This is a genomic window from Streptococcus suis (assembly GCF_017601095.1).
GTDB classification, from domain to species: domain Bacteria; phylum Bacillota; class Bacilli; order Lactobacillales; family Streptococcaceae; genus Streptococcus; species Streptococcus suis_Z.
Genome location: NZ_JAGFUX010000006.1, coordinates 25680 through 49829 on the forward strand (window position 1 = coordinate 25680; position 24150 = coordinate 49829).

General features: G+C 43.5%; 26 protein-coding genes. 11 read left to right on the plus strand and 15 right to left on the minus strand.

The features are described 5' to 3' along the window. Position 1: 1 nt before the first annotated feature. Both J5566_RS06285 and J5566_RS06290 read right to left on the minus strand, forming a co-directional pair. Positions 2-970 (minus strand): sensor histidine kinase, encoded by a 969-nt coding sequence (locus J5566_RS06285; RefSeq protein ID WP_208562566.1) that lies wholly within the window; start codon positions 968-970, stop codon positions 2-4. Then, positions 960-1649: a response regulator gene (locus J5566_RS06290; protein ID WP_172044632.1), complete on the minus strand. Its 690-nt coding sequence runs from the start codon at positions 1647-1649 to the stop codon at positions 960-962. The genes J5566_RS06285 and J5566_RS06290 overlap by 11 nt, the downstream gene beginning before the upstream one ends. Positions 1650-1784: 135 nt before the next feature. Between J5566_RS06290 and J5566_RS06295 the strand changes: the two genes are divergently transcribed. Beyond that, the gene (locus tag J5566_RS06295) at positions 1785-2969 is read left to right on the plus strand and encodes a DUF2974 domain-containing protein (RefSeq protein ID WP_208562567.1); all 1185 of its coding nucleotides are present in this window, start codon (positions 1785-1787) and stop codon (positions 2967-2969) included. 36 nt (positions 2970-3005) lie between these two features. Here the strand turns inward: J5566_RS06295 and J5566_RS06300 are convergent, their stop codons facing one another. From J5566_RS06300 to J5566_RS06315, 4 genes are all read right to left on the minus strand, one after another. Further along, on the minus strand, positions 3006-3635 hold the full coding sequence (locus J5566_RS06300; protein ID WP_208562568.1) for an ATP-binding cassette domain-containing protein: 630 nt from the start codon (positions 3633-3635) through the stop codon (positions 3006-3008). Between the two features lies 1 nt (position 3636). Next, positions 3637-5649 (minus strand): DUF1430 domain-containing protein, encoded by a 2013-nt coding sequence (locus J5566_RS06305; RefSeq protein WP_208562569.1) that lies wholly within the window; start codon positions 5647-5649, stop codon positions 3637-3639. A 115-nt stretch (positions 5650-5764) separates the two neighbouring features. Continuing rightward, on the minus strand, positions 5765-6229 hold the full coding sequence (locus J5566_RS06310) for a phage tail protein (protein WP_208562570.1): 465 nt from the start codon (positions 6227-6229) through the stop codon (positions 5765-5767). A gap of 43 nt (positions 6230-6272) precedes the next feature. Beyond that, positions 6273-7208: a manganese-dependent inorganic pyrophosphatase gene (locus J5566_RS06315; protein WP_208562571.1), complete on the minus strand. Its 936-nt coding sequence runs from the start codon at positions 7206-7208 to the stop codon at positions 6273-6275. Positions 7209-7346: 138 nt separating this feature from the next. Between J5566_RS06315 and J5566_RS06320 the strand changes: the two genes are divergently transcribed. Next, positions 7347-9044: a M3 family oligoendopeptidase gene (locus J5566_RS06320; RefSeq protein WP_208562572.1), complete on the plus strand. Its 1698-nt coding sequence runs from the start codon at positions 7347-7349 to the stop codon at positions 9042-9044. A gap of 28 nt (positions 9045-9072) precedes the next feature. On the opposite strand, the gene J5566_RS06325 is transcribed toward J5566_RS06320, so the two are convergent. Continuing rightward, on the minus strand, positions 9073-9420 hold the full coding sequence (locus J5566_RS06325; protein WP_044758877.1) for a winged helix-turn-helix transcriptional regulator: 348 nt from the start codon (positions 9418-9420) through the stop codon (positions 9073-9075). A gap of 155 nt (positions 9421-9575) precedes the next feature. Between J5566_RS06325 and J5566_RS06330 the strand changes: the two genes are divergently transcribed. The 4 genes from J5566_RS06330 to J5566_RS06345 all read left to right on the plus strand — a co-directional run bounded on the left by J5566_RS06330 (position 9576) and on the right by J5566_RS06345 (position 12263). Continuing rightward, positions 9576-10115: an NADPH-dependent FMN reductase gene (locus J5566_RS06330; protein WP_208562573.1), complete on the plus strand. Its 540-nt coding sequence runs from the start codon at positions 9576-9578 to the stop codon at positions 10113-10115. Between the two features lie 167 nt (positions 10116-10282). Next, entirely contained in the window at positions 10283-10903 is a 621-nt protein-coding gene (locus tag J5566_RS06335) for a thioredoxin (RefSeq protein ID WP_208562574.1), read from the plus strand. Between the two features lie 14 nt (positions 10904-10917). Beyond that, positions 10918-11319: a nuclear transport factor 2 family protein gene (locus J5566_RS06340; RefSeq protein ID WP_105161148.1), complete on the plus strand. Its 402-nt coding sequence runs from the start codon at positions 10918-10920 to the stop codon at positions 11317-11319. A gap of 101 nt (positions 11320-11420) precedes the next feature. Next, a complete protein-coding gene (locus tag J5566_RS06345; protein WP_208562575.1) occupies positions 11421-12263 on the plus strand; it encodes a VOC family protein in 843 nt (280 codons plus the stop codon). Between the two features lie 37 nt (positions 12264-12300). On the opposite strand, the gene J5566_RS06350 is transcribed toward J5566_RS06345, so the two are convergent. The 5 genes from J5566_RS06350 to J5566_RS06365 all read right to left on the minus strand — a co-directional run bounded on the left by J5566_RS06350 (position 12301) and on the right by J5566_RS06365 (position 16278). Continuing rightward, positions 12301-13455 carry a glycoside hydrolase family 3 protein gene (locus J5566_RS06350; protein ID WP_208562576.1) on the minus strand — a complete coding sequence of 385 codons (1155 nt, stop codon included), beginning with the start codon at positions 13453-13455 and terminating at the stop codon, positions 12301-12303. 10 nt (positions 13456-13465) lie between these two features. Beyond that, positions 13466-14257, minus strand: coding sequence for a pyruvate formate-lyase-activating protein (gene pflA / locus J5566_RS06355; RefSeq protein WP_208562662.1), 792 nt, complete (start codon positions 14255-14257; stop codon positions 13466-13468). Between the two features lie 131 nt (positions 14258-14388). Continuing rightward, on the minus strand, positions 14389-14520 hold the full coding sequence (locus J5566_RS10685) for a hypothetical protein (RefSeq protein ID WP_279630959.1): 132 nt from the start codon (positions 14518-14520) through the stop codon (positions 14389-14391). A 15-nt stretch (positions 14521-14535) separates the two neighbouring features. Continuing rightward, positions 14536-14760, minus strand: coding sequence for a hypothetical protein (locus J5566_RS06360; protein WP_208562577.1), 225 nt, complete (start codon positions 14758-14760; stop codon positions 14536-14538). Positions 14761-14934: 174 nt separating this feature from the next. Next, positions 14935-16278: a hemolysin family protein gene (locus J5566_RS06365; protein WP_208562578.1), complete on the minus strand. Its 1344-nt coding sequence runs from the start codon at positions 16276-16278 to the stop codon at positions 14935-14937. A 117-nt stretch (positions 16279-16395) separates the two neighbouring features. Here J5566_RS06365 and J5566_RS06370 point away from each other — a divergent pair, with 117 nt between their 5' ends. Then, the gene (locus J5566_RS06370; RefSeq protein ID WP_208562579.1) at positions 16396-17175 is read left to right on the plus strand and encodes an ABC transporter ATP-binding protein; all 780 of its coding nucleotides are present in this window, start codon (positions 16396-16398) and stop codon (positions 17173-17175) included. Between the two features lie 15 nt (positions 17176-17190). Here the strand turns inward: J5566_RS06370 and J5566_RS06375 are convergent, their stop codons facing one another. Then, positions 17191-17745 carry a tRNA (mnm(5)s(2)U34)-methyltransferase gene (locus tag J5566_RS06375; RefSeq protein ID WP_208562580.1) on the minus strand — a complete coding sequence of 185 codons (555 nt, stop codon included), beginning with the start codon at positions 17743-17745 and terminating at the stop codon, positions 17191-17193. A 9-nt stretch (positions 17746-17754) separates the two neighbouring features. Beyond that, on the minus strand, positions 17755-18273 hold the full coding sequence (locus tag J5566_RS06380) for a TetR/AcrR family transcriptional regulator (RefSeq protein ID WP_208562581.1): 519 nt from the start codon (positions 18271-18273) through the stop codon (positions 17755-17757). A gap of 121 nt (positions 18274-18394) precedes the next feature. On the opposite strand from J5566_RS06380, the gene J5566_RS06385 reads away from it, so the two are divergent. Genes J5566_RS06385 through nadE form a run of 4 tightly spaced genes read left to right on the plus strand, consistent with a single transcriptional unit; the run spans position 18395 to position 22261 of the window. Continuing rightward, positions 18395-19213 (plus strand): cation diffusion facilitator family transporter, encoded by an 819-nt coding sequence (locus J5566_RS06385; protein ID WP_208562582.1) that lies wholly within the window; start codon positions 18395-18397, stop codon positions 19211-19213. 52 nt (positions 19214-19265) lie between these two features. Beyond that, positions 19266-19910 carry a prepilin peptidase gene (locus J5566_RS06390; RefSeq protein ID WP_208562583.1) on the plus strand — a complete coding sequence of 215 codons (645 nt, stop codon included), beginning with the start codon at positions 19266-19268 and terminating at the stop codon, positions 19908-19910. 53 nt (positions 19911-19963) lie between these two features. Continuing rightward, positions 19964-21424: a nicotinate phosphoribosyltransferase gene (locus tag J5566_RS06395; RefSeq protein WP_208562584.1), complete on the plus strand. Its 1461-nt coding sequence runs from the start codon at positions 19964-19966 to the stop codon at positions 21422-21424. Positions 21425-21436: 12 nt separating this feature from the next. Further along, positions 21437-22261 carry an ammonia-dependent NAD(+) synthetase gene (gene nadE / locus J5566_RS06400; protein WP_208562585.1) on the plus strand — a complete coding sequence of 275 codons (825 nt, stop codon included), beginning with the start codon at positions 21437-21439 and terminating at the stop codon, positions 22259-22261. Positions 22262-22566: 305 nt separating this feature from the next. Here the strand turns inward: nadE and trpB are convergent, their stop codons facing one another. Next, positions 22567-23742 (minus strand): tryptophan synthase subunit beta, encoded by a 1176-nt coding sequence (gene trpB / locus J5566_RS06405; RefSeq protein WP_208562586.1) that lies wholly within the window; start codon positions 23740-23742, stop codon positions 22567-22569. Positions 23743-24150: the final 408 nt, after the last annotated feature.

Genomic DNA, 24150 nt, shown 5'->3' on the forward strand with positions numbered 1-24150 from the left:
TTTACTTAAAGACCAGCTCTGCTTGTTCCAAATGAATCTTCACTACAGTTCCTTGCCCCAAGACAGACTGCAGTTCTATCTTGTAGCCCAGTTTTTCTGCCAATCGTTTGGCTAGATACAGGCCTAGCCCAGATGACTGCTGAGTCCTGCGGCCATTGTAACCTGAAAAACCGCGTTCAAAAACGCGCTGAAGATCACTCTCTGCAATCCCGATCCCTGTGTCAGAAATCACTAGAACCTCTCCATCTAATTTAATTGAAACTTGTTTCCCCTTGCTATACTTGACAGCATTGGACAAAAACTGTTCAATCAAAAGACTGAGCCAACGCTTATCGCTCGAGAGGCTCAGAGAGAGCTGGCCCAAGTCCAGCTTGATGTTATCCTCAATGAAAAAGAGAGAATATTTCTTGACCAAGTCCCGAACGACCTCTTCCAAATCCACCTGTTCCAACTGCAAATCTTCATGAAAGGATTGCAAACGTAGATAGTTGAGGACCAAACCAGTATAGTGTTCTAGCTTGAACAATTCCCTCTCCAAGGCAGATTGACTCGGGTGATGCTGCAACTCTCCAACCAATAGGTGACTGGCAGCCAGAGGAATTTTCATCTGATGGGCCCACATAGTGTAATAGTCCTCCATATCTCCCTGCCACTTGGCCTGTTGAGCCTGTAAGTGGTTGAGCTTGTCCTCCAAGCTAGAAATGTCATCCATCAGCATCGTTTCCAAAGCAGACACCGCCGCAAACTCCTTATTTTCAATCTTATTTCGATAACGACGCCACTCCATCAAGCCATCTACCCCTAAAATAACCACGGCAAATAGGAATAAAAGCCCTGTGGCATAGTAGGTCAACTGAAGCTGAACTGAAAAGAGATTGCTGAGAAAGAGGATAAACAGTAAAAAGACCAAAAAACAGGCAAAAAATTGCCAACGGCTTCGCAGCCATCCTGTCAAAAATCTATGCCTCATCTACTACCTCCACCAAACCATAGCCCAGTCCTTTTTTGGTCACAATCAAATCAGCCAAACCCAAATCTGCTAATTTCTTACGGAGACGGGCTATGTTAACAGACAGAGTATTGTCATCCACAAAGATATCACTGTTCCAAAGCTGACGCATCAACTGATCACGTCCTACAATCTGTGGAGCCTGTTCAAACAAGACCCTCAAGATTTGAAATTCATTCTTAGTTAATTCTTCCTTGCCAGCCCCATAGGCCACCTGCATGGTCTTTAAATCCAAGCAAACTGGACCAAACCAGAGTAAACTTTGGTCCCCTAGAAAATCATAGGACCTCCGAATCAAGCCTTGAATTTTGGCCAAGAGAACCGTCATATCAAAAGGCTTGGTTACAAAATCGTCTCCTCCCATGTTGATCGCCATCACAATATCCATGGGCTGATCATGAGAAGACAAAAAGAGAATGGGAAGCTGTGAAAACTTGCGGATTTCCTGGCACCAATAATAGCCATTAAAATAAGGCAGACCAATATCCAATACCAAGAGGTGAGGTTGAAAAGTCCGCATGTGGTCCAATACCATTTGAAAATCCTCCACAACCTCTACCTGGTAGCCCCAATTTTGTAAATTTTTCGCCAAGAGACTACGAATGACCTGGTCATCCTCAATCAGTAAAATCTTATACATACCATCTCCTCACTTTCTACCTACTATTATACTGTATTTCCTTGGTCATTTAGGCCCTTTCTGGCAAATTTACCTTACAAATTTGTCATTTTTGAGGACTTTGGTATACTTAAAGGAGTATCAGAAAGGACAGCCATGGCAAATTTATTCGATTATATACAAGAGGTAGAGTACGATAGCTTCTATGATATTCCTCTTACCAAACTAGATCTTCTAGCACTGACAGAACTCTCCTATCTTCCCTTTAATCAGCTCGTCAGCCCTGCTTTTTCCCGTGAAAATGGAATTCGCTTGGACCACCTGGCTCAAGCCTTTCAGGAGGCATTTACAGATGGTTTTCCTCCCTTTTCCATGGTAACCAAAAACAGACTCAAGTTATTGCGTGTCTTGGCAAACGCCAACCGTTTTAAGTATATCAAGGTTTTTGCCTTTGTCGACGAGGTTAGCTTGGACTTGCAGAAGCAGTTTGCAGCCCTGTGTTTTTCACTCAATCGTCAACAAACAGTGGTCAGTTTTCGAGGAACCGACGACACCATTATCGGCTGGAAAGAAGACTTTCACATGACCTATCTGGAAGAAATCCCTGCCCAGAAGTCTGCTCTACTCTATCTGCAACAGGTTATGGAAGAGGTCGGAGGCACATTTTTCGTAACAGGCCATTCCAAAGGTGGCAATCTGGCTCTCTTTGCAAGCAGCTTAGTTGGATCTGACTTGCAAGAAAGAATTGTCCAGGTACTTGCCTTTGATGCGCCGGGTTTGCACAAGACCATCACCCAGTCAGCAGGTTACCAAGCCATCACCGAAAAATTCCTGCCTATCGTCCCACAAAATTCTATCGTTGGTATGATGTTGGAACAGACCGAAAGGGCCCAAATTGTCTATAGCAATACCATCGGTCTCCTGCAGCATATCACCTTTTCCTGGGAAGTCGTTGGTCTGGATTTCAAACCTGCGCAAGCCTTAACAGACAATAGCCTTCAGACAGATCAAACCCTCAAAACTTGGACAGCAAGCTTGACTGAGGAAGAGCTACGGCATTTCTTTGACCTCTTTTTCGGGATATTTATCGAGGCAGGCATCCAACGTTTTAGCGATCTAACCGTTGATACTCCTATGAAAATTCGCCAGATCATTGAAAATGGTCGCCAACTGAGCCCGCAAGAGCAAGCCATGATGGAACGCCTAAGCCGACAATTAATTGATACCCGTTATCAAATCTGGAAAGAATCCTTGGCGCATTCCTTGCCCAAGCCACCTGCTCTGTTGGACGATTGGTGGCAACAATTCCAAGAACAGAGTCGAAAAAAAGAAGAGAGCTGATCTCTTCTTTTTTGTCTGAAATGATTTTCCAGTCTCTCATAAATCTTCAATTCGAAGAACCTCATCTGCCATTTCCCAAATGCTTGGATTATGGGTCGCAATCAAAATCAGGCGATTTTCCTTTCGGAGGGAGAGCAGGAGATCCATGATAGCTGCGGCTGTCTCAGGATCAACGGATGCCGTTGGTTCATCCGCTAAGATAAAGGGCGGATTTTTAAGTATGATTTTAGCTAGAGCAACCCGCTGGGCTTCACCACCAGACAACTCATAGATGGGGTCGGACAAGTCAAGATAAGTAAGTCCAACAGCTTCTAAGGCCGCCTGTTGCTGTTCTACTTGCTGGACCTTGGTCAGTTTTTGCCCAACCAAACCCAGCTTCAAATTCTCTTCGACAGTCTGGCTTTCAATCAGTCCAAAATGTTGAAATAAATAACCCAGTTCATGGCGGAAAAAGTCAGTTGATTTGTAGGAGCTCAGCTCTTTTCCTCGATATAAAATAGATCCCTCATAGTCTTCTAGTTTCGCTAACATATTCATCAGAGTGGTTTTTCCGCTTCCACTCGCTCCAATCAGAGCATAGATTTTTCCAGCCTCTAGTTGGAGGGATACATCTGTAAATAACTGGCGTCTTCCGAATCGTTTGCAGACCTTGTCTAATTGAATCATACTAGGCTCCTTTCAAAATAGTTGACAGGCTCTTCTCCTCTTTCCTAGACTGCCTATATAAAAGCAGGGAGGTATTTACCAAGAAAAGGGTAAACACTGCTAAAGAGAGAAAGACATGCTTGGTGAGAAATAGCCCGCCCACAGCTCCCAATAAGAGAACACAAAACTGAGCTAAGAAGTAGCTACGGTGTTGCTCAAAAAAGGTGAGACCCGCTAGACGTTTGATAAAAATCTCTCTGCGAAACTCTTCAAAATAGAGCAAATTCATGGTATTAAAGAGAAGCAGAGAGGTCAACATGCCCAAACCAGCACTGGCCATCATAAACCAGACCTCCCGCTGCAATTTATTTGCAAAATCCTGAAAGAACTGGTTGCCAGAAGGCATCTCCGAAATCTGGTAGTCTAGGCCATGAGTTGTTACCAAGTCCTGTAAATAGGCCAAATCTTCAAAATAGAAATAGGTTTGAAGCTGATTTGACCAGAAATCTGTTGCTTGGTCACCTGTTGATTGGGGTGTTAGGACCACCAAAATCGGATCCCTGACAAACTGTTGATAGGATAAGGGGGTGGTATTGTAAGTAAAGCGCAACTGATTGCTGTCTATGTAGTGTAGCATGGCTTTCATTTTTTGAGATGTGGCCTGCATATAAACCATGTCAGTCATGGCTTCTTCAAATTCCGAAACCAGCTTTTGCTCCTTCTCTCTGAGTTTATCAGGCACAAGCAGGATGAAATTGCCACTGCTGTTTAACTGTGCCAGACTTTCTTTCAAGGCCGGGGTTAATGCTATGCCTTGCCGCTCTAGGTACAGGGGTGTGACTAGAAGGACATTTCCTTGAGGGCTGTAATCTTGCCAATCCAAGAGCGGTGCCTGTTGCCAGATATTGCCACCAGTATTCACCCAATAATCCACTAAGAAATGGCGACTCAGGAGGCCTTTTTGATCAGAGACAGCTTTTTCTGCTAGTTGCAACCACTTGCTCTGAATTTGATTTCGTTCGTCCTTATCATGAGAAAAACTGCTACGGTTAAAGCCTAAGATGACCAAGTCTTTCTCCTGCTGCCACATAGTCTGACCCGCATGGTGCAGGCTCCAAGTTTGAGAGTAAAGGAAGGTCCGACTGACGCCGAGCGATACAATCAGGAGCGCCAGCATTTGTCCAAAGAATAATAAGCCCATCACTCCCTTTAAAGGAAACCGCCCCTTGATCAGTTGCATCAGATGAACCCTTTGCAGAGCGATTGAAAAGACAGAAGCAAAGAACAAGGCAATCAAGAAAAGCAGAGCTCCATAGATGGCTAGTCCGCCCACAAGGGTTAGGATGGCTAGTTTGGGAAGCCCAAACAGGTAAAAGATGAGGATGGCTGAGCTACTACCGATTAGCCAACCAAAGAGCAAGTCATGACCGTCTTCCCTCATAGGCCTGAGAAAAATGCTCCACCGACTCTCACCTGAAATCAATCGAATACCAGAAGCTCGTAACCGACCGATATGACCAATCAAAACTAGGGCTCCAAAGGTCAGGAAGAAGATCAGAAGGGCAATCAGCTGAAATCCGTTGCCAAAAATCCGAACAAGAACATCCAGACTAGACGGTTGCATCGGGTGCATATGCGATAGACCAATGGCTGCCAACTTTTCCTGCAACTGACTGAGACGCAAGGAGCCTCCAAAAATAAAATAATTGGTCACAATACTTGGGTTGACAAGGTCTTTCTTCTCTTTTTCACGGATGCCTTCCGGTAGGCTACCCTTTCCGAATAGGACATAAGAGATCTCTGTTGTTCCCTCTCCTCCAACCTCCTCATGCTGCATGGCGATTAGGCTATCTGTCTCATCTGCCAATTCCTGCAAACTTTCTGCAAGGCTTGAAAAGTTAGCTCTTTGTTCCATATCAAGGACTACAACCTTAGGATAGTAGAAGGAAACATAGGTATCCGCCCAGATAGATACGACCCAGGATAAAAAGCAGGCGACAAGAATATTGGACAGGATGATAAACAATCTTTTCATGGCTACCTCCCTACTTGAATCAGCTTTTTTATTTTATTATATCAAAATACTATATATGTCGCAATAAAATATATAAACCAAAACAAAAAATCTGAGTCTCCTCAGATTTGCTATCCTATAAATACTGGCCCTTGACCACAAAGAAGGTTCCACGGATTTCGCCTGCCAGTTTGGAGCGTTGGCGGGCAAACTTGAATCTTCCTTCAAATTCTTTAGGAATGTCAATCCCGTCTGACAATTTGAAACCGACCGCTCGTTTGCCTCCTTCTTCTAGCGTATAGAGGACATTGACAGCCAAGCCATTGTCATAAAAGACAAATGACCAGAGAATGCCATCTACTTCAAGCTGTGCTACGTTAAGCGGGGTATATGGAAAGTTCATGTTCCGCTCTGCCAAGACCTTCTCGATGAAGGGCAGGATTTCAAGCTTCTCTTCTGGTGTATAGACCACGAACTCCTGCTTGTATTTGTTCCAGAAATAGCGAGCTTCGTTGGCACGTAGACCTGCCAAGACAGCTGCGACTGGACTAGTTTCCAAGCCTGTCGTTTCGACTTCTTTAAAATTTACTGTGTAAGCCATAATTGTCCTTTCAATAAAGAAAGCACCCGAAGGTGCTAGGTATTTATACGTTAAACGCTTCTGTCAATTGTGGTACCACTTGTTTCTTACGGGAAACGGCTCCTGCAAGGAAAGCGTGGTTGTTTTCCAACTTGAAGTTAAAGGCCGCTTCCACCTTATCCATGTTGCTACCAAGCGCAAGGATTTCAGAGTTTGAGTTAACGATGTCTGTAATCATCAAAACAAAGTCAGAGTAGCCATTTGCTGCTGATGCTGCTGTCATAGCTGCTTCGATTTCTGCTTGGCGTTCCAAGACTTCCGCAATATCCACTGTGTTGACTTGGGCTACACGCACGTCATTTCCGTTCAAACCGAAGGTTTTTGCGTCGATGTCGATCAATTCTTCTGCTGACTTGCTAGCAAGATTGGTACCTGCTTTCAAGAGTGCCAAGCCATATTCTTCCAAGTTCACGCCAGCAATTTCAGCCAATTCAGCTGCTACTTGTGGATCTGTTGCATGAGTAGTTGGAGATTTGAGCAAGAGTGTATCTGAAATCAAACCTGATAGAAGTAGTCCAGCTACTTCTTTTGGAGGTGTCACACCATTTTCTTTGAAGGCACGGTAAACGATTGAAGAAGCTGAACCAACCGGCTCCAAACGCATGTACAATGGATTTGCCGTTTCAAAGTTTGCGACACGGTGGTGGTCAATAACAGCAGCTACTTCCACATCCTTGATGTCTGCGATAGACTGTTGGAATTCATTGTGGTCCGTCAAGATGACTTGGCCAACACCTTCTGCCTTAGCAGACTCAACCACGCGCGGTGCAGTAACCCCAAAATAGTCAAGGGCAAAAGCTGTTTCTTCATTTGGCGTTCCAAGTGCAACTGCTTCCGCATCACGACCGAACACTTCACGCTCCAAGTGAGCCCAACCATATGATGATGCAATGGCATCTGTATCAGGATTTTGGTGACCAAAAACTAAAAATTTAGACATGTCTACAACCTCATTTTTTCTAATAATCTCCTACATTTTACCATAAATAGAAAGACTTGTGAACATGGACGGGTCGGGATTTGCCAAACGTTTTCAAAAAGAGTAAGATAGAAGGTAGCAATACAAAAGGAGAATCATATGAAATTTTCAGACTATACCTATGTCCGTCCCGATTATGAAGCCATCAAGGCTCAATTTACTGACCTGACAGACCAGTTGGCTCAGGCAAGTGACTTGGAAACAACTCGTACACTTGTGACAGCCGTTACCAAATTACTCAACTTGGTTGATACCCAGTACAATCTCTGGATGATCCGTCATACTATCGACATGAACGATGAGTTTTACAATGAAGAAACTAAGTTTTGGAACGAATATTCGCCACTTTTTGAAGAATTGACCACCAACTACTACCGTGTCATTGTCCAGACCCCTTACAAGGAAGAGTTGTCAGACATCTTGCCTAAAACCTTCTTCATGCAGGCTGAGAACAAGCTCAAGACCTTCTCATCAGACGTCATTCCATTACTGCAAAAAGAAAATGAATTATCTGATGAGTACAGCAAACTGATTGCGGGTGCAGAGATTGATTTCCAAGGACAGACTTACAACCTGGCACAAATGGGGCCATTTGGTCAATCAACAGACCGTGACATCCGCAAGGCTGCTTCTGCTGCCACAACTGCCTTCTTTGAAAGCAAGGAAGCCGACTTTGACCGTGTTTACGATGAGTTGGTCAAGGTCCGCACGGAAATCGCCCACAAACTTGGCTTCAAGGACTATGTAGAATACGGCTACCTCAAAATGAACCGTTTCGATTACAATCGTGACATGGTCAAGGTTTACCGTGAGGAAATCCTCAAGCATATCGTACCGATTGTGCAAAATCTTCGTGAACGCCAAGCCAATCGCCTGCAAGTACCAAGCCTCAAACACTACGACCTCAATCTTGAGTTCTTAGACGGCAATGCGGTACCACAAGGTGACCCTGACTTTATCGTCAGCCAAGCCCAAGACATGTACCGTGAATTGTCCGCAGAAACAGGCGAGTTCTTCGATTTCATGATTGAGCATGAACTCTTGGACTTGGTCGCAAAACCAGGTAAAAACAGCGGTGGCTACTGTACCTATATTCCTGACTTCAAGAGCCCATTCATCTTCTCTAACTTCAACGGAACCAGCGGTGATATTGATGTCTTGACCCACGAAGCAGGTCACGCTTTCCAAGTCTATCGTTCCCGTTGGATTCAAAGTCCAGAAGTTGTTTGGCCAACCTACGAAACCTGTGAAATCCACTCCATGTCTATGGAATTTATGACCTGGCCATGGATGGACCGTTTCTTCAAGGAACAAGTGGATAAGTATAAATTCACCCACTTGGCAAGTGCCCTTCTCTTCTTGCCTTACGGTGTCTTGGTGGATCACTTCCAGCACGAAGTCTATGAACGCCCAGAGATGACTCCAGCTGAACGCAAGGCGACTTGGAAAAAACTCCAAGACCTCTACTTGCCAGACCGTGATTATTCTGAGTCAGAAGCCCTCAACCGCGGTATCTTCTGGTACCGTCAAGGTCATATCTTTGCTAGTCCGTTCTACTACATCGACTATACCTTGGCCCAAGTTTGTGCCCTCCAATTCTGGAAACGCACGCAGGTGGACCATGATGAGACTGCATGGGCAGACTACATCCGCATCTGTGATTTAGGCGGAACCAAGTCCTTCTTGCAAGTGGTTGAAGCTGCAAACCTCCAATCACCGTTCAAGGAAGGTGCCCTTGAAAGTACAGCCAAGGCTGCTGCTAGCTGGCTAGAAGCCGTTAAGGATGACGAACTATAAAAGACAAAAATCTGAATGAGCTATGAACTCATTCAGATTTTTTTGCTTTAACAAAGTCGATGTACTTATCCCCAAAAACTTCAATTTGCTCCAAAACCAACTTAAATTCCTGACCAATCTCGCTCAGTTCATATTCCACTTTTGGCGGAACCTGTGCATAAACCTTCCGAGTGATTAAACCATCATCTTCCAGCTGACGTAACTGCTTGGTCAAGGTTGCTTGGGAAATCCCTGTCAATCGTCGATGCAATTCATTAAACCGAATGGGACCTTCTTCGATATGATGTAGTAATAAGATACTCCATTTGCCAGATAAGACACACTGAGTGGTCACATAAGGACACTCCGGAACTGTATGGTGTGTGAAAGTCGCCATAATTTCTCCTTTATTTTCCCTTGATACTATATATTACTTCACAAAAAGATAGTGACTATTCAAAAAAATCGTACTTGTTTTATTTTTAGTACCTGTTACAATAATACCATAAACTGCGAGAGCAGGGAAGAAAAAATTGTTAGAGGTATAACATCATGAAAAACATTCTATTTATCGTCGGTTCATTACGTGAAGGTTCATTCAACCACCAAATGGCAAAGCAAGCTGAAAGCATCTTAAAAGGTCAAGCAACTGTATCTTATCTTAACTATAAAGAAATCCCGCTTATGAACCAAGATCTTGAAACACCAGTCTTGCCAGCTGTCCAAGCTGCACGCAATGCGATTATGGCTGCAGATGCTATCTGGATTTTCTCACCGGTTTACAACTTTGCAATCCCTGGGACTGTGAAGAACTTGATTGACTGGCTCAGCCGTTCCCTAGACTTATCAGAAACACGTGGCCCATCTGCACTACAAGACAAAATCGTTACTGTATCATCTGTTGCCAATGCTGGACACGAGCCAATGTTCGCTAGCTACCATGCACTCCTACCATTTGTTCGCATGCAAGTCGTTGGTGAGTTTACAGGTACAACTGTCAATCCAGAAGCATGGGGAACTGGACAGTTGGTATTATCAGAAGAAGCCATCGCCGGTCTGCAAGCGCAAGCTCAAGCTTTGTTAGAAGCTTAGATTCTACAGATCAATAAACATCCTTCTATGACCTTTATCGAGTTGAAGTTGATAAAATTGCAGAACTCTGGGATCTTGTTGTGCCAATCGAGGAAGATTCCAAAGCTGCCAATAGCAATGGTAAATTCTAATCAAAAACCAAGAAAATAAGATGAAAGAAAATTAAAATGAAACTATATTACATTATCGATGCTTATTGTGGTTGGACCTACGGCTTTAACCACATTTTCACAAAATTCATGCAAGACCATCCTGACATAGAAATAGAGGTCATTAACGGAGGCTTGTTTGTCGGAGATAACAAAAAGAAAATGGCTGATTTCCAGCAGGCACAGACCATCAACAAACAAATCGAAAGCTATTACCAAATGTCTTTTGGCGATAACTACAATCAATTGTTTAAGGATAAGGACTTTACCATGGACTCCCTCGGTCCGGCTAGAGCCTACTCAGTCTTGAAAAACTATGTTGAGACACCTAACCATGCTCAGCTAACATTAGACATTCAAGCCTTATTTTTTGAAGAAGGGTTAGATCTCAGTCAAGCAGACAGTTACACCAGCCTAATCGGTAGCTATCAGTTACCCACAAAGGCTATGGAAGAACTATCAAGCATCTTGAATCAACCAGAAAGTCTACACCCTGACTTTATCAAGGCTTATGAAATGGGGGTAACCTCTTTCCCAACCTTGTTACTTGAAAAAGACGGAAACTTCTTTAATCTTATCAATAAAGTTCGCACAGTAGACGATTTGGAAAAAAATTTCCAAGAGGCAGTTGCTCAATAGAAAAGAAAATACCTATGTCAAACAATCAATTATATAAAAATATTTTAGAAGAGACTTATCTAGCTACTGCACAAGGTCGAATAGAAGATTTCAAGAGCCATTTGGCTGCTGATATCTCTTGGACAGAAGCTGCAGGCTTTCCCTATGCTGGTACCTATATTGGTCCAGATGCAGTGATTGAAAACGTCCATGCAAGACTAGGTTCTGAATGGACCAATTATAGTGCCACACCTGTTGATTACGCCTTTTCAGGAAACCGTGTCATGGTTTACGGCTACTACAAGGGAACCTACAAGCTTACTGAGAAATCCTTTCAAGCAGACTTTGTCCATATTTACGATTTTAATGCTGAAAATAGAATTACACACTTTATCCAAATCGTAGATAGCGCATTTGTTGAGAAAGCTATGAGATAAAAATCAATTTTCAAAAGTCTATTCGTCACACATTACTTCACCAAAAGATACTAAGTAACTCGAAAATTCCTATAAATTGTATCCGAAAGCCAGGTATCCCTATGTACAATTCCCAATTTGAGCTGGGCCATGTTGCCCTCAATGTCCGCAATTTAGAACTCCAAAGCCTATTTTACCAGCAGGTATTGGGCCTCCAAGTTCTGACTGAAAACTCTAAACAGATTGACCTAGGAGTTGGAAAAAACATCCTTATTCGACTTATTCAAACAGAGCAGAAAGGTGAAGTTAGCCACAGCTACGGACTCTACCACTTGGCCATTGTTCTACCTAGCCGAGAGGACTTAGGCACCATTTTCCGCCACTTTATCGACAACAAAGTTCCCCTCCAAGGCGCCAGCGACCACGGTTACAGCGAAGCCATTTACCTAGCCGACACCGAAGGCAACGGAATCGAGATTTACCGCGACCTGCCTCAAGACTCTTGGGATGTCCGCCCAGATGGACGAATTATTGGCATCACTGAGCCTATGGATGTAGAAGCGATCTATGCTTTAGGGAAAAAAGCTGGCGCAGCCTATCAGATGCCAGCTGGCAGTCGCATGGGCCATATCCACCTATCCGTCCGGGGCAGCTCCGCTTCTAGTCGATTCTACCAAGACATCCTAGCTGTCGAGGATAAATTCTCGGTCCCATCTGCAGCCTGGCTAGCCTCAGGCGACTACCATCACCACCTGGCTGTCAATGAATGGGGAGGAAAAGAACTGCAGACGCGAACTGAAGGCATGCCAGGACTTGCCTATTATACTGTTATCTACTCTAGCCCAGCAGACTTCGAAGCAACCTTGGAACGCGCCACAGCTGCAAACCTAAACCTTCAAAGACTAGACAATAGCGTAGCCTTTGTTGATCTGGATGGCATTAAAACGAAACTTATTCTTGAATAATACAAAAAATGAAGTAGCTAAAACTTCCTTTTTTTGTTTATTTGATCAACCCAAGGTCGTATTTCATCCCCAAAATCCGTTTGACAGATTGGTCAATCCGTTCCTCTGTAATTGTACCATTCTGCACTTGTTCGATAATATAAGGAATTTGACTGGCATAACTTGAAGACAAAATCATATCTGTCCCAGCTTGAATGGTCTGCAAGGCACCTGTATCTTGATCTACAAATTGGACCAAGCCCTGCATATCAAAATCATCCGTCATGATGACACCCTCAAAACCAAGCTCATTCCGAAGGATATTATTGATTTCTGGTGAAATAGATGATGGAACATCATCAATGGCAGGTACGATATTGTGACTGACCATAATGGAGTCAGCTCCTGCTTCAATACCAGCCTTAAAGGGGAGAAAATCATTGGCCCGTAATTCTTCTAAACTACGATTGTCATAGACCAAATCCGTATGTGAATCAGCATTGTCCCCATAACCCGGAAAGTGCTTCAAGGTCGAAGCAAATTGTTCCTCTTTCAACAATTTGACCAATTGACTAATATAGTCTGAGGTGGTTTTTGCATCCTGACCAATGGTCCGATTGTAGATAAAGGATGATGGATCTGTGGATAAATCTGCAACTGGGAAGAAACCAGCGTAAATCCCTTCTTCTTTTAAAAGACTGGTCTTCTGCTTAGCATCCGACAAAATCGCCTCAATTCCACCAGATTGGTACAATTCCAAGGGTGATGCAAAAGGTGTTTCCAAAAGTTGACTAATCCGAGTCACCAATCCTCCTTCTTCATCAGAGGCAATCAAGAGTGGAACCTTGGATAGAGCTTGATAGCTTGCTATCTCTTCTTTGACTTGGTCTAAAGTCTTACCGGCAAAATCACTGCCAAATAAAATATAGCCTCCAAAATCATAGGTTTCTAACATCTCTGCTTGACCGGCTGCAGGCATACGAGCAAAAATCATCTGACCAACCTTTTCTTCTAGGCTCATTTGACTAATATAGCTGTCGATGACTTGGTCTCGCTTGGAAACCAAAGTTGTAGTGGTTCCTTCAACTTGACCATCTACTGCAGATGTTTCTTGAGTAGATTTCCCCTTATACATCAAACCCAAACCTATGAAAAGTCCTATAAGGAAGAGACAAGCCAAACCTGTCCCTAAGGCAATTAATTTCTTTCTCATCTCCTAATTTCTACCCCTTAATGCGATTCAAATAATCTTGATAGGACTCTGTCTCCATCAGGGCTTTGGCATTTAGAACACGTTCCTTGGTCGGTGGCTTTGTTCCTTCGAGCGGGTAAGGTCTGCCCAGCTCGCGCCACTTGAATTCTCCTAGATTGTGATAAGGTAAAACTTCGAAACGCTCAACATTATTTAGCGTTTTAACAAATTTACCCAATTCAAGCAAATCCTCATCTCGGTCTGTCAAGCCTGGAACCAAGACATGTCGAATCCAAACAGGCTTGCCAATATCCGATAGGTAACGAGCACACTCTAAAATAGTTTTATTACTATGACCTGTAACAATACGATGCTGGTCAGGATTGATTTCCTTGATATCTAAGAGCACCAAGTCTGTTACTGCCATCAAACGATTGTATTTTTCCAAATACCGCTCGGTAGAACGGAAGGTCAGAGCACAGGTATCCAGTGTCGTGTGGATGCCTTTTTCTTTTGCAAGGGTAAAGAGGGCAATCAAAAAGTCAATCTGAATGGTCGCTTCACCACCAGAAACGGTAATGCCCCCCTCCTTGCCCCAAAACATCCGAAAACGCAAGGCTTCATTGAGCACATCTTCTGCGGTTCTCTCTTTGGCTGCAGGATTGACCAAATCCCATGTATCGGGGTTATGGCAATATTGACACCGCATGTGGCAACCTTGCATAAAGACGACAAAACGCACGCCAGGCCCATCAACTGAACCAAAGCTCTCTGTCGAATGTACAAGACCTGTTACTTTTCTGTAATCTACTTCTTCCATGATTCTATCCTCGTCTTCTTTATAAGGTTATTATACCACAATATTGAAAACGCTTATATAGAAACTTTGTAAAAAAATGAACAAAACCAGACCTTCTGATGGACTAGCACGCAAACAATACAGGCAAGTCTAGTTTAAAACAAGCCTAAGGCACCTGTTGATTTTGTTCCAGATCGGTGTAGTTCAATCCTGCTTGCGACTTGGTCAAATAGAGCTAAGTCTCCATCGACTACAACTGGCGAAATAGTCAGCCGTAATCGAGCCACCAAGCCAGTCCGCAATTAAGTTTGAACAAAACGAGAACTTCCCGACACGACAATGTCCCCACAATCTGCTTCCTTGACCCATCGAATCTCTTCCAAACAATCTCCCTGCAACAAACTGGCATTTTTCCAGGTCACTTCTGATAAACGATTCGAACAAACCAGTTTTTCCACTTCTTTAATCCGAGCTACATGCCTACGCTCATGTGCACTCACTTCTGGATTATCCAACAGGTTGGCCAATACTGGCGCATCATTTCATAAGTCGACCTCTCCCATTCCGTATAAGACAAATGTAAAAATACAGTTCATTGGCGCATTCCAATTCCTTCAATTTCGTGATACTCCTCAGAATATCCTTTTTTCCTTAATGAGTAAAGAAAACCAGTTTCTATATTCAGAAACTGGTTGACAGTATTAGTCTTTTACTTTTTCTTCATCATCAACTTCAAGCGGCGTCAACAAAATTTTCAATTTGGTCACACGACCATTCTTCACCTTGTCATTGATCATGACCAGATGGAAGCCGTTGTTATCCAGCTCATGGCTTTCTTTTTCTTCCTGGGTCGGGATAGTCCCCAAACCTGTCAGGTAGAAGCCTGCAATGGTATCCACGTCATCGCTTTCTAACTCCGTACCAAAGTGTTCATTGAAATCGTTCAAGGTCATATTCCCTTGGACAATATAGGTGTGCTCTCCGATTTCACGAACAAAAATTTCTGTCTTATCTGTTTCATCATCGATTTCCCCAACGATTTCTTCCAACAAGTCCTCTAGGGTCACCAAACCAGCCACTCCACCATATTCATCCAGTAAAATGGCCATCTGATTTTGCGTATTACGGAGGGATTTAAGCAAATCATCCACAAAAATCGTTTCTGGAACAAAGAGCGGTTCCTGCATGATTCGACGAATATTGAGGTTTTCAAATCCATTGGCATAAGCTTCTGCTAGCAATTTCTTAGTATGAATCAAGCCGATGACATTATCTTTGTCCCCATCGTAAACAGGAATCCGTGAAAAATTCTGCTTGAGAATCTGAGACATGATGACACTGGTTTCTTCCTCAATATCAATCATAAAGGCATCTGTTCGTGGAACCATAACCTCACGCGCCACCAACTCATCCAGAGAGAAAATTCCCTGAAGCATCTCAATCTCTTCGGCATCGAGAGTCTCTTCACTCTTGGTCAGAATGTACTCAATCTCATCCCGCGTCATCTTATCATCGGCATCATCAAACTCCATCGGAGTAATGCGACTAATCAAGTTGGTTGCAGCAGATAAGAGCCAGACGAAGGGACTGACAATCTTCCCTAGAAAAATAATAATCGGAGCCGATATCACTGCCAGATTTTCCTTCATGTTCATGGCAATACGCTTGGGATATAATTCACCCAGCACAATAGAGACAAAAGTCAACATGGCCAAAGCCAGCCAGTAACCAGCCGTTTGCGCAGTGGTTGAATTGCCCATCCATTGAGCAAAGATAGCTCCCAAATCATTGGCCAAACTCGCCCCTGACAAGATGGAAATAAAGGTTATCCCAACTTGAATGGTCGATAGAAAATTGTTAGGATTTTCTAAAACTGACAGCAGGCGAATGAATTTTTTCTCACCTTCTGCAGCTTTTTGCTCCACCCGTGATCGATTAAGGGAAACAAGGGCCATTTCTGAGGCTGAAAAGAAGGCATTGAGCAAGGTCAATAGGAACAATAATAAAATCTGTAAATGAATGGTCTGACTACCGGGGTCTTCCATGGTCTTCTCCTAAAAAAATGTTATAATGAAACTATTATACCATATCTGCAAAAAAATATGGGAATTTGGACCAGAAATTTGGTCCATTCTAAGAAAAGATGAAGATTGGAGAAACTGATGGTCCTATCGATGAAAAGCCTGTCCTACAAGCGACAAGGAGACTATCTCCTACAGGATATCAACTGGGAATTTAAAAAAGGAGAATGTTGGGCTATTTTAGGGCTAAATGGGGCTGGAAAGTCAACACTGCTGCGCATATTGATGGCAGAGTTTTGGAAGACTTCTGGTGACCTGACTGTTCTTGGAGTGGAGTTTGGCAAGGGTGATATTCCTAGCCTTCGCACTAAGATTGGGGTCGTAGGTTCTTTCCTGGCCGAACGCTTTCCCATTGATTTGACAGCTGAGCAGATTGTCCTGACCGGAAAGTACAAATCCTCCATCCTCTACCGTGAGTATGGACAAGCAGAGCTAGACCAGGCTATTGAAATGCTGAAAACAATCAAGGCTGATCACTTGATTGGTCGGACCTATGCTAGTTTGTCACAAGGCGAGCGCCAACTCCTGCTGATTGCCCGCAGTTTGATGGAAGAGCCTGCTATTTTGATTTTAGACGAAGCAACTGTAGGCTTGGATCTTCTAGCGCGCGAACGCCTGCTCCATCACATCGACCACATCTGCCAGCTCCCAACAGCTCCTGCCATTATCTATGTGACCCATCACGCAGAGGAAATTACTGACAATTTTACCCATGTCCTCCTACTCAAAGATGGCAAGGTCTTGGCCCAGGGACCAAAACAAGACATCTTGACACCTGAACTCCTCAGCGATTTTTATGGCAATCAGGTAGAATTGATTGACTTGGGGGAAGGAAGATTGTTCATTAAGCCCATATTATAAAAAACAAATCCAGCCCTAGTTTGAGCTGGATTTTAATCGTTCCACCATGACCAAAAACGGTGGGGTATTAACTTGGTTGAGTGGTTTATAGAGCATGGCTGTAAAGACAGTCTGATCTAGCTGGCTGATAAAGTCTAAGACTGCATCCTTCTCAACTTCCCCACCCTCGTGACCATAATAAATCATGATAGCCAAGCGACCGCCAACCACCAATCTATCCAGAACTTTCTCAATGGCTTGAAGGGTGGTTGCAGGCAGGGTAATGACTGACTTGTCCGCCGAAGGAAGATAGCCCAGATTGAAAATTGCTGCCTTGCACTCCTCCACATACTGGTCTAGGTTTTCGTGTCCAGTCAAAACCAATTGGGCATTGGTCAAGCCAGCATTTTCTAGTTTTTCAGCCGTTGTGGTCAGGGCTTGTTCCTGAATATCAAAGGCCACAACTTTTCCTGCTCGTTGGGCTAAAAATAGCGTGTCATGGCCATTTCCCATCGTCGCATCGACCGCTAGGTCCTGGTCTGTTAATATCTCATCTAAAAAGGCATGAGCCATGTGTAAAGGTCTAAGCATTTTCACTCCTTAAGCTAATAATCTTACATAATATTCGGTCAAGGTGGCTTCGTCCACCTTTTTGCGTTGCTGCAACCACCAGCTGACCGTCTCCACAAAAGTGGTCACAACAAAATGTACCAGCAAATCCTCTGGAAGATTCCCCTTGTCCTGCATGTAGTCTTCAACCACTTTTGGAAAAATGTCGTGTTTCAGCTCCGCTTCCAGTTCTCTTAGAAAATAGGCATTGCGGGACAATAAAAGGCTGGCAACTCGGTCTTGATTGGTCCGAAAGTGTTTGAAAATATGGGCCAACAAGGTCTTCACATCCGCTTTTTCGCGACCTGTAAATAAATGATGAAAGAGGTCGTGACAAAGTTCTTCTAATAAAGCTTCCTTACTGGTATAGTGGGCATAGAAAGTGGAACGCCCCACATCTGCCAGGTCAATAACATCCTGCACGCGCATGTCATCATAACCTTTATCATTTAATAAGGTCAAAAAAGCCTGAAAAATAGCTCTTTTTGTTTTTGCAATTCGTCTATCCATTTTTCGTACATTTCAAACAATTTGTTCAGAAAAAGACAAACTGTTTCTCTTGTTTCTAGTTTTTCGGCTCATTACAGTACATAATAAACCTATAAACAGTATAACACAGAAAGGGAATCTCATGTCATCTTCTAAAAATACATTTATCGCTTTTCTCCTCAATCTCAGCTTTTCTATCATCGAGTTTATCTTTGGCTGGCTCTTTGGTTCTAGCGCCATCTTAGCAGATGCTGTTCATGATTTGGGTGATGCCCTCGCCATCGGAAGCTCTGCCATCATGCAAACCTATGCCAACAAACCTGCTGACAAGTTCTATCCTTTTGGCTACAAGAGATGGAATATTTTGGCCGCTCTCTTGACTTCTAGCATTCTGATTATCGGCTCCAGCTTGATCCTTGTAGAAAACATTCCCAATCTTTTCCATCCCAACCCTGTCAATCAGGATGGGATGCTGATACTTGGGATTATCGCTGTCATCATCAATTTCTTTGCTTCTCGTATTGTAAAAAATGGCCATAGCCATAATGAATCCATTCTCAGCTTGCACTTTTTAGAGGATATTTTGGGATGGCTGGCGGTCATCCTTGTTTCCATCATTCTTCAATTCACTGATTGGTACTTTCTAGACCCATTACTCTCACTCGGTATTGCTATCTTCATCCTCTCCAAAGCCCTGCCAAAAGCCTGGAATAGTGTCAAGATTCTACTTGAAACAAGTCCGCAAGGAGTAAATCTTGAAGAAGTGAAAGAAATTCTCCTTGCTCTTGAAAATGTTCACGAAATCACTCAACTGAATGTCTGGACCATGGATGGATATGACCATTGTGCGACAGTGACGGTCAAACTAACAAATCCTGCTGTAGCAGACAAGACCAAAGCAAAAATACGGAATTCTCTCATCACCTTTGGCATTGTCCAAAGCACCATCGAAATTTTGTAAAAAAATTTTAAAAAACCGCACATTTTCCCTGCCCAAATACGAATAAATAGGTATGAAGACAATTATCCTATTTTTCCTTGGAGCTTCTATCGGCTCCTTCTTGGGATTGGTCATCGACCGTTTCCCTGAACAATCCATTATCGCCCCATCTAGTCACTGCAATGCCTGCAATCGACGTCTCAAGGCTTGGGATCTAATTCCTATTCTTTCCCAGCTTTCTACAAAATCTAAGTGCCGTTACTGCAAGGCGAAAATTCCTTATTGGTATCTGGGATTGGAATTCTTAGCTGGTCTATTGGTCCTGCTCTGCCATTTTCACATCCTATCCATAGCTGAAACCATTCTTATCTTTGCAGGGCTGGTCTTGACCATTTACGACATCAAGCATCAGGAATATCCCTTCGCTGTCTGGCTACTCTTTACCTTTGTAGCCCTCATTCTCTCCCAGCTCAACTGGCTCTTCTGTGGCTTTTTGGTCCTAGCCTATCTGACTGAAAAATGGCAACTCAATATCGGTTCTGGCGATTTTCTCTATCTGGCAAGTCTGTCACTTTTGTTTGGCTTTAAAGAAATTATCTGGATTATTCAACTTAGTTCCATTTTAGGACTGGCTATCTTTTTCATCTTTAAACCAAAATCCCTACCCTATGTACCTTTTCTATTCCTTGCCAGCCTAATCATCAATATCACTCTCTAAATCGAGCCTAGCTCGATTTTTTTGGTATAATAGAAGGAATAAAGGAGAAAGCTATGACAGTTTTTACAGATGACAGTTTAACCCTGCATACCGATCTTTATCAGATCAATATGATGCAGGTCTATTTTAATCAAAAGATCCACAACAAACATGCCGTGTTTGAAGTCTATTTCCGTTCTCAGCCCTTTAAAAATGGCTATGCCGTCTTTGCTGGTTTGGAGCGTGTGGTAGAATATCTCAATAATCTCAGCTTTAGCCAGACAGATATTGACTATTTGACTGAATTAGGCTATCCAAAGGATTTCCTTGACTATTTGGCAAACCTAGAAATGAACTTGACAGTGCGTTCTGCTAAAGAAGGCGACCTAGTCTATGCCAACGAACCCATTATGCAGATTGAAGGACCACTTGCCCAGTGCCAGTTGATTGAAACAGCTATTCTCAATATCGTCAACTACCAAACCCTGATTGCTACCAAGGCCCGTCGTATCAAGGCAGTCATTGAAGATGAGCCTCTAATGGAATTCGGTACCCGCCGTGCTCAAGAAATGGATGCTGCTATCTGGGGGACTCGAGCAGCCTTTATCGGCGGTGCTTCTGCCACTTCCAATGTTCGAGCTGGCAAAATCTTCGGTATCCCTGTTGCTGGTACCCATGCCCACGCCTTGGTTCAAGCCTATGGCGATGATTACAAGGCTTTCAAGGCCTACGCTGAAACCCATCATGACTGTGTCTTCCTTGTGGATACCTATGATACATTACGAATCGGTGTCCCTGCAGCCATCAAGGTTGCCAAAGAAATGGGAGATAAGATTAACTTCAAAGGGGTTCGGATTGATTCAGGCGATATGGCTTATATTTCCAAGAAAGTTCGTCAGCAATTAGATGATGCAGGTTTTACAGATGCGAAGATTTACGCATCTAATGACCTGGATGAAAATACCATCCTCAACCTCAAAATGCAAAAGGCAAAAATCGATGTCTGGGGAGTTGGTACCAAACTCATCACCGCCTACGACCAACCAGCTCTGGGCGCTGTCTACAAGATTGTATCCATCGAAGATGAAGACGGAAGCATGCGGGATACCATCAAACTGTCTTCTAACGTTGAAAAGGTATCGACACCTGGCAAAAAACAAGTCTGGCGCATCACCTCAAAAGAAAAAGGCAAGTCAGAAGGCGACTATATCACCTTTGCGGATACAGATGTCAGCCAAATGGACAGCATCTATATGTTCCATCCGACCTATACCTACATCAACAAGACTGTTGAAAACTTCGAGGCTCGTCCTCTTCTCATTCCTATTTTTGAAGAGGGCAAACAGGTCTATGACCTTCCAAATTTGACGGAGATTCAGGCCTATGCCAACCAAGAATTTGACAAATTATGGGATGAATACAAACGTGTCCTCAACCCTCAGCTCTATCCAGTTGACCTGGCCCAAGATGTCTGGGATAACAAGATGAACATCATCAATCGCATTCGCAAACAAAGCCAAGCCAAATCCATCTAAGAAAGGTAGCCAATGACCCTACAAAAAACCATTATCAAGGAACTTGGCGTCCAGCCAAGCATTGACCCCAATGAAGAAATCCGTCGCTCCATCGACTTTCTCAAGGACTATCTGAAAAAACATCCCTTTTTGAAAACCTATGTCTTGGGGATTTCAGGTGGACAAGACTCGACCTTGGCTGGTCGTTTGGCTCAGCTGACTATGGAAGAAATGCGGGCGGAAACAGGTGACGATTCTTATCAATTTATCGCTATCCGCCTCCCTTACGGTGTACAAGCTGACGAGTCCGACGCCCAAGCAGCCCTAGCCTTTATTCAACCAGATGTCAGCCTGACCATCAATATCAAGGAAGCTACCGATGCCATGGTGGCTGCCGTCAATGCAAATGGGCTTGCTATGTCTGATTTTAATAAAGGAAATGCAAAAGCCCGCATGCGTATGATTGCCCAATACGCTGTTGCTGGTGAACGTAAGGGGGCTGTTATTGGAACTGACCATGCCGCCGAGAATATTACCGGCTTCTTTACCAAGCACGGTGATGGCGGTGCAGACATCCTGCCCCTCTACCGATTAAACAAACGCCAAGGAAAACAGCTTCTAGCTGAACTGGGGGCAGATGAAAAACTCTACCTCAAAGTTCCTACTGCGGACTTGGAAGAAGACAAGCCAGGCCTGGCGGATGAAGTAGCACTTGGTGTCACCTATAACCAAATCGACGACTATCTTGAAGGCAAAACCATCGACTCTCAAGCCCAAACCATTATCGAAGGATGGTGGAAGAAAACAGCCCACAAACGCCACTTACCAATCACGATTTTTGATGACTTTTGGAAATAATACTCTTCGAAAATCAAAATCAGACCTTGTTGACTTGATTTGATGACTGAGAAGCTCCTGTGGAGGTTTTCAGCCTGTTCCCTTGAAATATAAAAGGAACAGCGTTCTATCTACATCATATCGATACGAACTAGGTTCGCTCTAGCTCCAACCTCCAAAGGTTCCCCGAACCTTTTTGTAGCGAACAGGTTCGCTCTAGCTCCAACCTCCAAAGGTTCCCCGAACCTTTGGAGCTAGTCTGATTTTGATTTTCATTGAGTATAAAAATTAACCCCTGACGATAGGCAAGCGTCAGGGGATTTCTTTTATCTACTCTCCAAATAATCCGCAATCGCTGCGACATCCTTGTCTCCTCGACCGGATACATTGATAATAATGATTTTATCTTTATCTAATTGTGGAGCTAGTATTATAGCTTCAGCAATCGCATGAGACGATTCAATGGCTGGAAGAATTCCTTCTGTACGGCTTAAGGTCAGCAGGGCATTGACAGCTTCATCATCGGTTGCTGCGACATATTGAACTCGACCAGTTTCCTTATAGTGAGCATGCTCTGGACCAACACCTGGATAATCCAAACCTGCTGAAATGGAATAAACAGGTGCTACTCCACCATTCTCATCAAAAAGGGAGATCGTCTTCATACCATCAACCACACCGACTGTTCCTTTCGTCATGGTAGCGGCATGGAGTTTCGTATCAACACCTTTACCAGCAGCTTCTACACCAATCAATTGAATCGACTCATCGGGTAAATATTGAGAAAATGCACCAATGGCATTGGAACCACCACCAACACAAGCAATGACATAGTCTGGCAAACGACCTTCTTTTTCCAGAATTTGACGCCGAGATTCCACACTAATTATTTTTTGAAATTCATGGACAATGGTCGGATAGGGATGAGGACCAACTGCGGATCCTAAAACATAGAAGGCATCCAAATCAGCCATCCAAGCACCGAATGCCGCATCAACAGCCTCTTTCAGGGTCTGAGTGCCATCCGTTACAACATGAACACGCGCCCCCATCATCTCCATTCGGAAAACATTGAGTCGTTGACGCTTAACATCTTCAGCTCCCATATAAACATCACAGCCCAGGCCAAATCGAGCAGCAACAGCTGCAGTAGCGACTCCGTGTTGACCAGCACCAGTTTCGGCAATCACACGGGTTTTACCCATTCGTTTAGCTAAAAGGATTTGTCCCAATACATTATTGAGTTTGTGTGAGCCTAGGTGATTCAAATCTTCCCGTTTAAGGTAAATTTTTGCACCGCCCAGTTCTTTAGTCAGTGATTCTGCAAAATAGAGTGGCGTTTCACGACCAGCATAATCCTTTAAATAGCCTTGATATTCTGCGATAAATGTCGGATCCTTACGATAGGTTTCAAAAGTTTCTTCCAACTGATCCAATAATACCTGAATCTGCTCAGGTACAAAGCTACCACCAAATTGTCCAAAATAACCTTTTTCTGCCATATTCTTTCCTCTTTCTATTTCAACTATTTGAGATTTGTCACTTTACAACATCTTACAATCATTTAAATATTACTACGCCATCGTTTCATCTTGTTTACCTCGTAATGTCTTAACAGACAATGAAAAAGCCCCCGCATATTGAAAAACAATATGCGAGGGCGTCAATGACACGGTACCACCTCACTTATAGGATTTGTCTAGAATCATCCCATATCTCAGCTCCTCAAACAAGGAGTTGCACTGTAAGGTGTGCGGACCGAACTATCATTGTTTTAAGTTCATTTGCGTGACTGTTTTGGCTACTTGCTGTCTGGCAACGAAGCCCACAATCTTATCAGCCCATTTCATAAAACTCCGCCACCCGTTCTCAGCACCACAGGCTCCCTGAAGACTTCTGCTTTACTACTT